We start from the raw sequence: 14,521 nt of genomic DNA, 5'->3' as shown, positions 1-14,521 counted from the left end.
GCGTCTCGTGATCGCCTTCGTGCTTGGCGCCCTTGGCGTCGCGCTTGACCACCTGCCAGTGCTCCTTGGCCATGAAGTAGCGGCAGGCGTACAGCGGCTGGCCATCGAGCACGCCGACTCGCCAGTCGTATTCGGTGGGCTCGAAAGCCTGGGCGACGATCAGGTCCGAGCGTTCTAGGAAATCGCGCGTCTCGCGCTTGAACGCGGCGGCGTTGTCGACCTTGATCACGCCTTTCGAGAACTGCGAATCCGGCTGCTTCAGCACCATCGGAAAGCCCAGCTCGCGAACCACTTCATCGAGGTTGGCGCGATGCAGCAGCAGGGTCTTCGGCTGCGGAATGCGATGGCGTTCCATCAGCTGGGCGAGGAACACCTTGTTGGCGGCGCGCAGGATCGATTCCGGCGCATCGACCACCACCAGACCTTCGCGCGCCGCCCGGCGGCTGAAGCGGTAGGTGTGGTGGTTGACTGCGGTGGTTTCGCGGATGAACAGCGCGTCGTACTCGGCAACGTGGCCGTAGTCGCCCTTGTCGAGGAAATCGACCGAGAAGCCGAGGTCTTCGGCGGCCTTCTCGAAAGCCCGCAGCGCTTTCGCGTTCGACGGCGGTTCTTTCTCGTCCTCGTTGACCAGGATGGCCAGGTCGTAGCGCGTCGAGTCGCGCTTGCGGCGCGGCGAACGGCGACGCGTGAAGTAGTCGCGCGCGGTCTGGTACAGGAACTCGCGATGGCTGGCCGGCACTTCGCCAAGCGCGATTGGGCCCAGGGTGTCGACCCGCCATTCATCGCCGCGCCAGACGAACTTGGCCTGCAGCAGCGGCGCCGGGAACAGGTTGAACAGCGCCCGTGCCAGCTTCTGGTGGCGGATGTAGGGGCTGTCCCCGAAGTAGACGTTGAGCAGGTATTCGTTGGAGCCGAGCCGCGCCAGGCTCTTCTGCATCAGCTCCTCGATCTCGTCGTTCAGCACGCTCGGACTTTCGGCGAGCTTCAGATCCTGCACCGTGGTGATGTCCGGCAGGATGCGATGACCGCGGGCGCCGGCCAGCAGCGACACGTAATAGCCGGTGGTCTGGTAGCTGAAAGTACGGCACAGGTTGTAGACGCGGGCGCCGCGAATCCGGGTGAATTCGTCGTGGGTCAGATATTTCCAGGCGGTGACCACTTCGACGCCGGGAATCTCCACCGGCCAGTCGGAAAGCTGGTCCACCACCACCAGGCCACTCATGGCTGCCCCGTCATCGCGGCTTGCGGAGGGTCTTCGATAGTCTCTGCAGCGGAGTCGCCGGCTGCTTCGGAGCGCGTTTCTGGCATGCCTGCGGAAGACTCGTAGGACGGGATGGGGGCTGCAAGTGCGCGAAATCCTAGCACGCGCTGTTTACCCCGAATTCACGGCCGGTACTGGCCGCGATCGGGGTGCCTGGAAGGTGCTCCGAACGCTTTTAAGGCTGAGCCAGCAGCCCGAGGATCAGGCCGCCAGATCGAACAGCAACAGCTCCGAATCGGCGCTCGCAGTCAGTGAAAGCGATGCGTCATCACGGATCAGGGCCGCATCCCCGGAAACCAGGCTGTGCTCGCCGAGCTGAACCGAACCACGCGCCACGTGCAGATAGTGCTGACGACCCGCCGGCAAGGCCGTCTCGATGCGCTGCCCGGCCACCGGCCAGGCGATCGACAGGCGGGCGTCCTGCAGCAAGCGGAACGGCGCCTGTTCGGCTTCCGGTGCGGCGACCAGTGCAAAGCCGCGGCGCAGCGCATCGATATCGAGCGCCTTCTGTTGATAGCCCGGGGTTGCCCCGCGGCTGTCCGGCACCACCCAGATCTGCAGGAAATGCGCGGGTTCGGTGCCGCTGGCGTTCATCTCGCTGTGCGCGATGCCGCGACCGGCAGTCATCACCTGCATCTCGCCCGGCTTCAGCACCGTGCTGCCGCCGGTGGAATCCTTGTGGCGCAGGCCGCCTTCGAGCACGTAGGTGATGATCTCCATGTCGCTGTGCGAATGCGGCGGGAAGCCGGCGCCGCCGACGACGCGGTCATCATTGATCACTCGCAGCGCGCCGATGCCCATGTAGTGCGCGTCATGCCAGCTGCCGAAGGAAAACGTGTGGTAGCTGTCGAGCCAGCCATGTTCGGCGTGGCCGCGGGTATCGGCCGGGCGGAGAGTGATCATCGAGGCTCCTCATCCTGTGGAATGCGTTTATCTGCTGGCGACTATAGAGCCGCGCCGCAGGCGGTCAATGTCCCGCCAGGCATCTCGCTGGGGCCGGGCACTGCCGAAGCCGTAAACTAACGCGTCATTCGCCTCCCTCCTTTTGCCTTGTTCACCGATCCCCAGCGCGCGGCCGGCCATCCCTTCCGCATCCGCTACGCCGCCCGGGCCACGATGCAGGACGAGCCCCTGCTCGCCGCGTTCGCGATCGGCCATGGTCCCGCCGATGTGGCGGCCCTGCGTCTGCCGCTACCGATCCACGAAGGCGGCATCTGCCAGGAGCTCTGGCAGGTCACGGGTCCGGTCACTCGCCGTGTCGCCTACGGCGCGCAGATCACCGAGGACGGCCAGTTGCTGGCGGCGACCTGGACGCTCGACGAAGCGGAACACGGCGGCATTGAAGCAGCCGCCGAAGCCGTGTACCGGCAGATCGCCGAGCTGACCGCCGACAGCGGCTATCCACATCTGGTCAAGGTCTGGCATTACCTGGGCGCGATCAACGAAACCCCGGACGATGGCGGCCGCGATGACGAGCGCTATCGCCGCTTCTGCGTCGGCCGCGCGAAAGCGCTGGCGCCGGGACAACCGCTACCGGCGGCGACGGCGGTCGGCATCCAGGCACGGCCGCAGGAGCTGATCGTGTTCCTGCTGGCGGCCAAGGTCGAAGGCGTCCGCATCGAGAATCCGCGTCAGGTGCCGGCCTTCGAATATCCCCGCGCCTATGGCCCGGTGTCACCCAGTTTTTCGCGGGCGATGCTGATGCCCTGGGGCCAGTTGTTCGTGTCCGGCACGGCCGCCGTCGTCGGCCACGCCAGCTGCCATCCGGAAAACACTGGCGCCCAGCTGCGCGAGCTGGTGCTCAATCTCGATGCGCTGGTCGCCCGCGCCGAAAGCCTCGGTGGCCAGCGGCTGGTACCAGCGGCGCTGAAGATCTATGTGCGCCATCGCGACGATCTGGCCGAAGTCGAAGCTTTGGCCTCTCGTCTGTTCCCGATCGACTGCCCGCGTCTGACCGTGCTGGCCGACATCAGCCGCGCCGATCTCCGCGTGGAAGTGGAAGCGCTGTACGAGCCGCTGCGCGCCAAGGCGGCGCCATGAGGCTGATCTTCGCCGGCACGCCGGAGTTCGCAGTGCCGGCACTCGATGCGCTGCACGCCGCCGGCCACGACATCCTCGCCGTGCTGACCCAGCCGGATCGCCCCGCCGGCCGTGGACAGAAACTCACGGCATCGCCAGTCGCGGCGCGTGCGATGGCGCTTGGTTTGCCGGTGCACAAGTTCCTCAAGCTCGATCCCGATGCCCGCGCCGTGCTCGCGGCGCTCGAACCCGAGATCATGGTCGTCGTCGCCTATGGCCTGATCCTGCCGCAGGCCGCGCTCGACATCCCCAAACACGGCTGCCTGAACATCCACGCCAGCCTGTTGCCACGCTGGCGCGGTGCGGCGCCGATCGCCCGCGCCGTCGAAGCCGGCGATGCCGAAACCGGTGTCACCATCATGCAGATGGAAGCCGGCCTCGATACCGGGCCGATGCTGCTGATCGAAAAGATCGCCATCGATGCAACGACCACCGCCGCCAGCCTGCATGATCGCTTAAGCGCGATCGGCGGCCGGCTGATCGTCGACGCCCTGGCCCGCATCGAAGCCGGCAATCTCCCCGCTTTGGCGCAGCCCGCCGAAGGCATCACCTACGCAAAAAAACTCAGCAAGGAAGAAGCCCGCATCGACTGGACCCAGCCTGCAGAAGTCATCGCCCGCCGCATACGCGCGTTCAACCCGGCGCCGGTCGCCTGGTGCGAGCTCGGTTCGACGGGGACCGCCGAGCGCATCCGCTTCTGGAACGCCCGCGCGCTGGCGGTTTCATCCGCCGCCGTCGAACCCGGCACCGTGCTCGAAGTCGACAGCCACGGCCTGCACCTCGCGACAGTCGATGGCGTGCTGGTGATCACCGAGCTGCAGAAGCCCGGCGGCAAGGCGCTGCCGGCCAGCCTCGTCTGTCGCGACTGGAAGCTGGCCGGACAGCGCTTCTCGTGAGCGCCCCTAAGCCAGCGCCGCTCACCAACGTCCGCGCAGCGGCTGCGAAAGCGGTGGCCGCTGTCCTCGGGGGCCGCAATCTCGATGACGCTATCGCCGCAGTCAGCCCGGCGCTGTCAGTCGCGGACCTGTCGCTGCTGAAAGCGATTGCCTATGGCGTGGTCCGCGAGTGGAGCGCGCTGGATTGGCGCGTTAATCAACTGCTTGAAAAGCCTTTGCGCAACGAGTCGCTGGTTGCGGCCCTGCTGGCCTGCGGCGTTTATCAGCTGCGTTCGATGCGAGTGCCGCCGCATGCCGCGGTCGGAGAAACCGTGGCGGCCGCCGAATTGCTCGGCAAGCCCTGGGCGAAGGGTCTGACCAATGCGCTGCTGCGCCGCTATCAGCGCGAGGCGAATGAGATCGAGGCGCGGATGCCGCCGGACGCGGAGATTCGCCAGTCCTGTCCCGAATGGCTGGTGCGGCAGATCAAGCGCGACTGGCCGGCGAGCTGGCGCAGCGTGCTGGCCGCCGGCAACACCCAGGCGCCGATGACTTTGCGGGTCAATCGCCGCCGCATTGATCGCGATACCTTCGTTGCCGAACTCGATGCTGCTGGCATCGGCTACAGCGTGCCGCGCACTGCGCCGGATGCCGTGATCCTCAAGGAGGCGGTGCAGGTGGAGCGGATTCCCGGCTTCGCCGAAGGCCGCGTTTCGGTGCAGGATTTGAGCGCGCAACTGGCGGCCGAGCTGCTAGGCGCTGAACCCGGCATGCGGGTGCTCGATGCCTGCGCCGCGCCCGGCGGCAAGACCGCGCACCTCATCGAAAGAGCCGAAGGTCTCGACGTAATAGCGGTGGAATCGGAGGCGGCCCGCCTCGGCCGCATCCGCGACACGCTCGGCCGGCTTGGCCATGACGCGATGCTGGTCCACGCCGATGCCGGTGACACCGCGAGCTGGTGGAAGGGCAAGAAGTTCGACCGGATCCTGATCGACGCGCCCTGCTCCGGCACCGGCGTGATCCGCCGTCATCCGGACATCAAATGGCTGCGCCGCGAGAGCGACATCCCGGCGATGGCGGCTCAGCAGCTGCGGCTGCTGAAAGCGCTGTGGCCGCTGCTGAAGCCGCAGGGCGTGCTGGTCTACGCGACCTGTTCGATCCTGAAAGCCGAAGGCGAGGACGTGGCCCGCGCGTTCATGGCCGAGCAGAGCGAAGCGGTCGAGCAGGTCATCGAACCTTCGCCGTACGCGATGTGGGGCGAGGATTGCGGGCTCGGCCGACGCATCGAACCGGGCGGCGATTTCGACGGCTTCTACTACCTGCGCCTGATCAAGGTGCCCTGAGCTACACAGTCGAAACGCCCAGTGCCCGTACAATCGCGGCCCTATCCCCGTTTCGAGCCGTGCTTCCATGTTGATCAGCTTCAAGAATGTGAACCTGAATCTGGGCAACACCGTGTTGCTCGACCAGGTCAATTTCACCTTGGAGCCGGGTGAGCGGCTGTGTCTGGTCGGCCGCAACGGCACCGGCAAGTCGACCCTGATGAAGGTGCTGACGGGTGAAGTCGCGATCGATTCCGGCGAGCTGGTGCGTTCGCAGGGCCTGCGCATCACCGAGCTGCCGCAGGACGTGCCGGCCGGGATCGAAGGCTCGGTGTTCGAAGTGGTTGCCGATGGTCTCGGCAAGGCGGGCCGGCTGGTGGCGCAATACCACCACCTGCTGATCCATGAGCCGGAGAACATGGACAAGCTCGGCAAGGTGCAGACCGCGCTCGAAGCGCTCGATGGCTGGACCATCGACAGCAAGGTGCAGGCGATGTGCGAGCGCCTGCAACTGCCGCCGGATACCGAGTTCTCGGACCTGTCGGGCGGATTGAAGCGCCGCGCGCTGCTGGCTCGCGCGCTGGTTGCCGAGCCGGACATCCTGCTGCTCGATGAACCGACCAACCATCTCGACATCGATTCGATCACCTGGCTGGAAGAATTCCTCGCCAGCTGGCCGGGCACCCTGCTGTTCATCACCCATGACCGCGCCTTCCTGCGCCGGCTGGCGACACGGATCATCGAGCTGGATCGCGGCATCCTGCGCAGCTGGCCCGGCACCTATGACGAATATCTGGTGCGCAAGGAAGAATCACTGCGTATCGAGGAACAGAGCAACGCGCTGTTCGACAAGCGTCTGGCCCAGGAAGAGGTGTGGATCCGCAAGGGCATCAAGGCCCGGCGCGTGCGCGACCAGGGCCGCGTCGAACGCCTGAAGAAACTGCGCAACGAATACGCCGCACGGCGCGAGCTGTCCGGCGAAGCCAAGCTGGTGCTTCAGGAAGCAGAGAAGTCCGGCAAGCTGGTGGCCGAGGCGAAGGGCATCAGTTTTTCGCGCGGCGACAGGATCATCGTCAAGAACTTTTCGACGACGATCATCCGGGGCGACAAGATCGGCATCATCGGCCCGAACGGCGCCGGCAAGACCACCCTGCTGAACCTGCTGCTGGCCAAGCTGGAACCGGACAGCGGCACGGTACGCAACGGCTCCAAGCTCGAAGTGGCCTATTTCGACCAGCTGCGCGCGCAGCTTGATGACTCCAAGCCGGTGTTCGAGAACATCGGCGGCGGCAAGGATTTCGTCACCATCGACGGCAAGCAGCTGCATGTCATGAGCTACCTGCAGCAGTTCCTGTTCACGCCGGATCGCGCGCGTTCGCCGGTGAAAGCACTCAGCGGCGGTGAGCGTGCGCGTCTGCTGCTGGCGCGGCTGTTCGCCGAACCGTCGAACCTGCTGGTGCTCGATGAACCGACCAACGATCTCGACGTTGAAACGCTCGATCTGCTCGAAGAACTGCTGATCGACTATCAGGGCACCGTGCTGATGGTCAGCCATGACCGCGCCTTCCTGAACAACGTCGTCACCCGCACGTTCGTCTACGAAGGCGGCGGCCGGATCGGCGAATACGTGGGCGGCTATGAAGACTGGCTGCGCCAGCGCAAGGACGTGTCGTTCACCGCGGTGCGCGCGGAGCCGAAGAAGGTCGAGGCCGTGAAGGTGGAAGCGCCGAAGCCGGTTGCGGCCGCTGCCACGCCGGCGCTGAACTCGAAGGAGAAGCGCGAGCTGGAGAATCTGCCGAAGCAGATCGAAAAACTGGAAACCGAACAGCGTGAACTGGGTCTGAAGCTCAGCGATCCGAAGTTCTTCCAGACCCAGCGCGAACAGGCGCTGGCGACCCAGGCACGGCTAGCGATCATCGACCAGGATCTGGTCAAGGCCTATGCGCGCTGGGAGCAGCTGGAAGCGCTGCGCGGCTGACGGAGTCCGGCGGGCATCTGTTGTAGGCTCTCGGCGTTCTCAGATATCTGACTTTCGAGGCTATCGATGACTGCATGCTTCGCCCCGGTTTCCCGCATCGCCGCCGCTGTCGCGGTGCTTGCGGCGTTGCCGTGCCTGCCGGCGCACGCCGATCAATTCCAGCCTTCGGGCGAAGTGCGCGGCTATCCCTCCGGCGCGATCGTCAGCGGCGCTCTCGGCAAGTCCTTCGGTGACAACTGGTATGGCGCGCTGCACGGCGCCTGGAACTTTGTCGATCGCGGCAACAACGGCAAGTTCGACAACGAGAAAGGCGGCGGCTTCGGCATTGGCGGCACCGTCGACAAATACTTCGAACCGCGCCAGAACGGCTGGTTTCTCGGTGGCCGCGCCGAGCTGTTCTTTCTCAACATCGACTACCGCGATCCCGGCGTCCGCGGCTCCAGCGACATCACCGTGTTCCAGCCCACCGCCCGCGCCGGCTACGGCTGGACCTTCGGCGACGGCCATTACGGCCTGACGGCGGCCCTGAGCCTCGGTGCCGAGATCAACGTCGACACCTCTGGTGCCGATGTCGGCGAAGGTGCGATTGTGCTGGGCGGTCTCGCGTTCACTTTCAAGCCCTGATTCCGTGGCTCTTGACGAGGCACCGAACCGCCTGAGCGTGTTGCGCCTCGTCGAGACGCAACCGCGCCGCTGGGCAACGGCGGTATCGCTGCTGCTGCACGCACTGCTGGTGCTGCTGGCGATCACCACCCTGCGCTCGACCCAGCGCGGCTCGCCGGCCACCAATCTGCCGAAGGCGATCCAGATCACCCTGGCGCCGCCGGCACCACCCGCGCCGCCAGTGGTGAAGCCGCCACCACCCACGCCGATCCCACCGCCGAAGGAAATCCCGAAGCCGGAACCGACTCCGACGCCGGTCCCGGTACCCAAGCCGATCCCGAAGCCGCAGCCATCGCCGGCCAAGCCGGCCGGCGCCTCGACGCAGACGCCGACCAAGGCGCCGCCCGTGGTGCCGGAAGAAACGCCGGAAGAGTCGATGGTCGGCCGCTTCCACGACAACTGGCTGGAACCGGCGCGGGCGCCGCGGAACTTCCTGTGCCGGATCAGGATCGATTACACGGTGGGCGGCCGCATCTCCGAAGTGACCTTCCTGCAGAGCTGCGGCAACTACGAACTCGACGACTCCGTTCGCCGGGCCATCTACAAATCCCAGCCGCTGCCGCTGCTTGCAGCCAAGACAGCGGCCGGTTCGATCGAGGTCGAGTTCTCGCCGTGATTCGCCATCCGCTGTCCGCCGCTGCCTGCGCCCTGCTGCTGGCCGGTTCTTTGTCCGCTCCGTTGTCGGCACTGGCTGTCGCGAAGCCGAAAGCGACCGCTGCTGCGGCGCCAGCCAGCGACACGCCGGCCGCCGTTTCCCTTGATCCGTCCTGCACGACCACGCGCAGCCGATCGGCAGACGGCCGCATCGGCTACTTCCGCCACTGCCCGGACAGCCCGGACATGGTGTCGTTCCGCGGCGGCACCTACCGGATGGGCGACAACGTCGGCAACGGCCAGAACTTCGAGCATCCGGCGCACGAGGTCACCATCAAACCGTTCGCGATCGGCCGCTATGAAGTGACGCGCGGCGAGTGGCAGGCCTGCGTCGCCGCCGGCGGCTGCACGGCGCCGATGACGCCACCGGAAGCCCCCGAGGCCGGCGCCCGTCATCCGGTGAACAGCATCACCTGGCACCAGGCCAAGGCCTATGTCGCCTGGCTGGCGCAGCGCAGCGGCCGTCCGTATCGCCTGCCCACCGAGGCCGAATGGGAGTACGCGGCGCGAGCCGGCAGCGAGGCGCACTACACCTGGGCGCTGTCGCAGATGGAAGCAGTGACCTGCATGCACGCCAACGCCCTCGATCTTTCGGCCGGCGCGCGGCATCCCGAGCTGACCTGGTCGCTCCCCTGCGATGACGGCTTCCCCGAGACAGCACCGGTCGGCAGCTTTCCGGCCAACCGCTGGGGCGTGCACGACATGATCGGCAATGTCTGGGAATGGGTCGAGGATTGCTGGCATCCGGACTACACCGGCGCGCCGACCGATGGCCGCGCCTGGCTGGATGGCGGCGAAAGCGCGAACTGCAAGAAGCGGGTCAATCGCGGCGGCGGCTGGGGCAATGGCGCTTCGGCGCTGCGCCTGTCGAGCCGCGATGCCGATCCCGCCGGTAATCACAGCAGCGGGCTCGGTTTCCGGGTGGCGCTGAGCGTTGCTGCGCCACCGCCGGCCGCGGTGCCAGCGCCAGCCGCGGTCCAAGCGCCCGCGCAGACACCATGAACGCCAGCTGCCGTCTCGCCCTTGTGCTGCTGCTGGCGCCGCTGGCGCTGTCGGCCTCGCCACCAGGGCCGCTGCAGCTGGAGCGGCCGTTCGAGTTCCAGCTGGTACTCAACGGCACGCAGAGCTGGAAAAGCGGCGTGCAGGCCACTGAAGCCACGACCAAGCAGACCTACACGGTCAGTACCCGGCTGCGCTCGAACGGTTTTCTGTACAGCGACAACCTGCTCGATACCGACAACGCGGCGCGGATGGAAATCAAGCCGATGTACTACGCGCGCCAGGGCTTGGAGCGCCTGCGCGCCAGCAACGGCGGCAAGCTGCCGACCACGCCGGACGATGCCAACACGATCTTCGAGCGCTACCGCCAGAAGGGCAATCACTGCCGGGACAATCTGGAGTGCAACCAGCAGGCGGCCGAACAGATCGCTGCGATCAACGCCATGCAGGACAACAGTCGCGAAGATCTGGAAGCCTTTCTGAACTCTCCCGGCAGCGGCCCGGAAGCGCGTTTCCTGTACTTCTTCGGTTATGCCGGCTGCCCGGTGAAGCTCAGCATCCAGTACGCACTGGAGATCAACGGCACCCGTGCCTACGACAAGAACAAGGAGAAGCCGCTGCCGTTCAAGCTGATCCGTACCGCGGATTCTCCTGGCAACGAGGACGATCAGAAAACGCTGTGCGAGAAGTATGTGGCCACCGTCGACGTCAATACCGGCACCATCTTCGTCGAGAACCTGTTCATTCCGGCGCCGCCCGGGATCAGCAAGCGAACGATCAACACCTCGACCGACACCGTCGATGAAAAGATCGGCCTGCCGCCGCCGTTCGAAGCGCTGAACTGGACCAGCGCCAAGATGCGCCAGACCAAGGAAAGCGGCGAAGAAAAGGTGACGCTGCCGCTGACCGCCGCGCTGGATGGCGACAACAGCGTGCAAGGCACCTTCACCGGCAAGCTCGATATCTCGTTCCGCTGGAGCTTCAAGCCGCCTGCCGGCAAGGCCGTTCCCGCAAAACCCTAGCGTTGTAGGTCGCCCCTCGGGCGACGGTGCTGAAGCGAGAAGCGTCGGGCGAGGCCCGACCTACCTGCGCAAACGGCCGAGCTCAACTCTTGGCAAACACTTTCTTCAGCAGTTCCGTGCTGCGCGCCGCCGGGTTTTCGCGGATCGCCTTTTCCTCGTCGGCCACTCTCAGGAACAGGCTGTTCAGGGCGCGATCGGTCACCCAGGTATCGAGATCCGGCGCGCCCAGCGTGGTCGCCAGAGGACCGGCACTGGCCAGCACCGCCTTGTACTGCTGGGCAAGGCCGGCCTTGGCAGTGATGCCGGCGACGATCGGCCGGAACTTCGCCTGCAGGCTGGTGCTGGTCGCCTGACGGAAGAAGCTCGTTGCCGCGTCCGGCGGGCCGTCGAGAATCGCCCGCACGTCCTTCAGGCTCAGCTGCCGGATGGCACCCGAAAACACGTCGGCGGCGACCGGCACCGCAGCTTCCGCCGCGCGGTTCATCGACAGATGCAGCTCGTCCAGCCGCGGGCCGGCGCCGAAGCTGCGCAGCAGCGGATCGGCCTTGGTCAGCGCTTTCGGCAGCGGAATGCGGAAGCGCGTGTCCTGCCAGAAGCCATCGCTGCGGCCGAGTTGGGTGATCGCGTTGTTCGCGCCCTGGGCGAGCGCTTCTTTCAATGCCGCGCCGATGTCGCCGTCGCTGACGCCGGCATTGGCGCGGCGGGTGGCGTCATAGGCCTTCTGCGCGAAATCGCCGAACGGCCCGGCGCTGGAGGGCGCGGCCGTCGCGAGCATGGTGGCCAGGGCAAGCAGCAGCGAACGGGTGGATAACGAGGACATCAAATGACTCCGGGCACGGGAACAACGGACGCCGCGAGCCTAGACGATCGTCCGGGACAACGCCTTTGCGGGCGCCAAAGCGACCGCCCGACCGTCAATCCGGCACGATTTTCGCGAAGGCGCATGCGCTTTCACGGCGACCTGCGTACAATTCGCGATCTTTTTCTTGCTGCGCCGCAGCAAGTAGCTGCAACAGCCCCCAGCAGTCAATTGGGGGCGTTAATTCGGAAAGCCTGCCTGTGAGCCTCGAGAATCTCCGCAACATCGCCATCATCGCCCACGTCGATCATGGCAAGACCACCCTCGTCGACAAGCTGCTGCGCCAGTCGCAGACCTTGGACGCCCGTGAAAACCTCGGCGAGCGAGTCATGGACTCGAACGATCTCGAGCGCGAGCGCGGCATCACCATCCTGTCGAAGAACACGGCGATCCGCTGGCTCGACAAGCGCACCAACATCGAATACCGCATCAACATCGTCGACACCCCCGGGCATGCCGACTTCGGCGGCGAAGTGGAGCGCGTGCTGTCGATGGTCGACTGCGTCTGCCTGCTGGTCGACGCCGCTGACGGCCCGATGCCGCAGACCCGCTTCGTGACCCAGAAAGCCTTCGGCATGGGTCTGAACCCGATCGTCGTGGTCAACAAGATCGACCGTCCGGGTGCCCGCGCCCATTGGGTCATCGACCAGATCTTCGATCTGTTCGACCGCCTCGGCGCTACCGACAAGCAGCTCGACTTCCCGATCGTCTACGCATCGGCCCTGCACGGTTACGCCGGCGACAACCCGGACATCCGCGAAGGCGACATGGACCCGATGTTCCAGACCATCGTCGACCAGGTGTCGCCGCCGAAGGTCAACTCGGAAGGTCCGTTCCAGATGCAGGTGACCTCGCTTGCGTACTCCTCGTACGTCGGCGTCATCGGCACCGGCCGCATCACCCGCGGCAAGGTCAAGCCGAACCAGCAGGTGTCGATCGTCGGCCGTGACGGCAGCGTGCGCACCGGCAAGGTGCTGCAGGTGCTCGGCTTCATGGGCCTCGACAAGATCGAAGTGCCGGAAGCGGAAGCCGGCGACATCGTCGCGATCACCGGCATCGCCGATCTCGGCATTTCCGAGACCATCTGCGATCTGAAGCACCCGGAACAGATGGCCACGCTGCTGGTCGACGAACCGACCATGAGCATGATGTTCGAGGTCAACAAGTCGCCGTTCGCGGGCAAGGAAGGCAAGTTCGTCACCTCGCGCCAGATCGGCGATCGCCTGCAGCGCGAGCTGAAGACCAACGTCGCGCTGCGCGTCGAGCAGGGCTCTGCCGGTGACCAGTTCAAGGTCTCGGGCCGCGGCCTGCTGCACCTCGGCATCCTGCTGGAAACCATGCGTCGCGAAGGCTATGAAATCGCCGTCGCCCGTCCGCAGGTCATCCTCAAGGAAATCGACGGCGTGATCTGCGAGCCGTACGAAACGCTCGTCGCCGACGTCGAAGAAGCCAACCAGGGCGGCGCCATTCAGGGCCTCGCCGAGCGTGGCGGCAAGATGACCAACATGGTTCCGGACGGCAAGGGTCGTGTTCGTCTCGAGTACACCATTCCGTCGCGCGGCCTGATCGGCTTCCAGACCGAATTCATGTCGATGACCTCGGGCACCGGCCTGCTGTTCCACAACTTCGACCACTTCGGTCCGCAGTCGGACAACGGCGATATCGGCCAGCGTCGCAACGGCGTGCTGATCTCCAACGAAATGGGCAAGACCGCGCCGTACGCGCTGTTCAACCTGCAGGAACGCGGCCGCATGATGGTGGACTCGGCCGTCGACGTGTACGAAGGCCAGATCGTCGGCATTCACTCGCGTGACAACGATCTCGTCGTCAACGTGCTGAAGGGCAAGAAGCTCACCAACATGCGCGCCTCGGGCTCGGATGAAAGCGTGCTGCTGACGCCGCCGGTGAAGCATTCGCTGGAACAGGCACTGGAGTTCATCAACGAGGACGAACTCGTCGAACTGACGCCGAACTCGATCCGCATCCGCAAGAAGTTCCTCAAGGAACACGAGCGCAAGCGCGGCCGCAGCGAGTCGGCTGTCGCCTGAGCGTTTAGCTGAAAACGCTGTTTGCAAACAGAACGCCGACGAAAGTCGGCGTTCTGCTTTCCGGCTTCAGAAAGCCAGTGGCGTGACGGGAACTTGCCGGGCAGATTGCCGTCCGAACCCGGTGTACGCTGGCGTGCCGGCGCTTCATCGAGAACGCGATGACGCCGATCAACAGAACTCGAAATCACCGTTCGCCACTCTTGGAGGAGTTGCCGTGCTGAAAGCCTGGACCCCGCTGTTCGTTGCCTGCGCGCTGCTGCCCGGCGCAGTGCTGGCTCATGGCCCGTCACGGCTGAAGGTCGTCGAATCGGTCGAGATTGCCGCGCCCGTCGACAAGGTCTGGGCTCGTCTGTCGAAGTTCGACGATGCCTCGTGGATTCCGGCGGTCGCCAAGACCGACGCCAAGGGCGGCAACGAAGTCGGCGCCACCCGCACCGTGACCCTGAAAGCCGAAGGCAGCCCGACCATCGAGGAAGAGCTGGTCAAGTACAACGCCGAAGGCAAGTCGCTGAGCTACAAGATCACCAAGGTCGATCCCAAGGTGCTACCGGTCAACAACTATGCGTCGACGATCACTGTCACTGGCGATGCCACCAAGAGCACCGTCGAATGGAAAGCCGGCTTCTACCGCGGCTATCCGAACAACGATCCGCCGCCGGAGCTGAACGATGACGCTTCCCAGGCCGCCGTCACCAAGCTCTACGAAACCACGCTGGCCGAGCTGAAGAAGTCGCTGGAAGGCGGCAAGAAAGCTTCCGCCG

13 protein-coding genes are annotated in these 14,521 nt (G+C 65.5%); 10 read left to right on the top strand and 3 right to left on the bottom strand.

Annotated features, from left to right (window positions below; all coding sequences use genetic code 11):
* A partial coding sequence (locus QZY06_RS14605) for a RimK family protein (RefSeq protein WP_295685811.1) occupies nt 1-1,222 on the bottom strand: 1,222 nt, incomplete at its 3' end.
* A 240-nt stretch (nt 1,223-1,462) separates the two neighbouring features.
* Nucleotides 1,463-2,164 carry a pirin family protein gene (locus tag QZY06_RS14600; RefSeq protein WP_295685810.1) on the bottom strand — a complete coding sequence of 234 codons (702 nt, stop codon included), beginning with the start codon at nt 2,162-2,164 and terminating at the stop codon, nt 1,463-1,465.
* A gap of 147 nt (nt 2,165-2,311) precedes the next feature.
* Between QZY06_RS14600 and QZY06_RS14595 the strand changes: the two genes are divergently transcribed.
* The 8 genes from QZY06_RS14595 (at nt 2,312) to QZY06_RS14560 (ending at nt 10,853) form a co-directional block, all read left to right on the top strand.
* Nucleotides 2,312-3,301, top strand: coding sequence for a hypothetical protein (locus QZY06_RS14595; RefSeq protein WP_295685809.1), 990 nt, complete (start codon nt 2,312-2,314; stop codon nt 3,299-3,301).
* Nucleotides 3,298-4,236, top strand: a complete 939-nt coding sequence (gene fmt, locus QZY06_RS14590; RefSeq protein WP_295685808.1) for a methionyl-tRNA formyltransferase — start codon at nt 3,298-3,300, stop codon at nt 4,234-4,236. Before QZY06_RS14595 ends, fmt begins: the two co-directional genes overlap by 4 nt.
* Nucleotides 4,233-5,558, top strand: coding sequence for a 16S rRNA (cytosine(967)-C(5))-methyltransferase RsmB (gene rsmB, locus QZY06_RS14585; RefSeq protein ID WP_295685807.1), 1,326 nt, complete (start codon nt 4,233-4,235; stop codon nt 5,556-5,558). The genes fmt and rsmB overlap by 4 nt, the downstream gene beginning before the upstream one ends.
* A gap of 67 nt (nt 5,559-5,625) precedes the next feature.
* Nucleotides 5,626-7,515 carry an ATP-binding cassette domain-containing protein gene (locus QZY06_RS14580; protein ID WP_295685805.1) on the top strand — a complete coding sequence of 630 codons (1,890 nt, stop codon included), beginning with the start codon at nt 5,626-5,628 and terminating at the stop codon, nt 7,513-7,515.
* A 66-nt stretch (nt 7,516-7,581) separates the two neighbouring features.
* Nucleotides 7,582-8,139, top strand: coding sequence for a hypothetical protein (locus tag QZY06_RS14575; RefSeq protein ID WP_295685804.1), 558 nt, complete (start codon nt 7,582-7,584; stop codon nt 8,137-8,139).
* A gap of 4 nt (nt 8,140-8,143) precedes the next feature.
* The gene (locus QZY06_RS14570; RefSeq protein WP_295685802.1) at nt 8,144-8,794 is read left to right on the top strand and encodes a TonB C-terminal domain-containing protein; all 651 of its coding nucleotides are present in this window, start codon (nt 8,144-8,146) and stop codon (nt 8,792-8,794) included.
* Nucleotides 8,791-9,834, top strand: coding sequence for an SUMF1/EgtB/PvdO family nonheme iron enzyme (locus QZY06_RS14565; protein WP_295685800.1), 1,044 nt, complete (start codon nt 8,791-8,793; stop codon nt 9,832-9,834). The genes QZY06_RS14570 and QZY06_RS14565 overlap by 4 nt, the downstream gene beginning before the upstream one ends.
* Nucleotides 9,831-10,853, top strand: a complete 1,023-nt coding sequence (locus QZY06_RS14560) for a hypothetical protein (protein WP_295685798.1) — start codon at nt 9,831-9,833, stop codon at nt 10,851-10,853. The genes QZY06_RS14565 and QZY06_RS14560 overlap by 4 nt, the downstream gene beginning before the upstream one ends.
* 82 nt (nt 10,854-10,935) lie before the next feature.
* On the opposite strand, the gene QZY06_RS14555 is transcribed toward QZY06_RS14560, so the two are convergent.
* Nucleotides 10,936-11,673, bottom strand: a complete 738-nt coding sequence (locus QZY06_RS14555; protein ID WP_295685796.1) for a DUF4197 domain-containing protein — start codon at nt 11,671-11,673, stop codon at nt 10,936-10,938.
* A 239-nt stretch (nt 11,674-11,912) separates the two neighbouring features.
* Between QZY06_RS14555 and typA the strand changes: the two genes are divergently transcribed.
* Together typA and QZY06_RS14545 are read left to right on the top strand one after the other, a co-directional pair.
* A complete protein-coding gene (typA, locus tag QZY06_RS14550) occupies nt 11,913-13,760 on the top strand; it encodes a translational GTPase TypA (protein ID WP_295685794.1) in 1,848 nt (615 codons plus the stop codon).
* Between the two features lie 214 nt (nt 13,761-13,974).
* Nucleotides 13,975-14,521: SRPBCC family protein (locus QZY06_RS14545; RefSeq protein ID WP_295685792.1), on the top strand; the 547-nt coding region annotated here is incomplete at its 3' end.

This window comes from uncultured Nevskia sp. (assembly GCF_903885465.1).
GTDB lineage: Bacteria > Pseudomonadota > Gammaproteobacteria > Nevskiales > Nevskiaceae > Nevskia.
The sequence above is the reverse complement of the archived record's forward strand: the minus strand, read 5'-3'. Positions and strand labels throughout refer to the sequence as shown.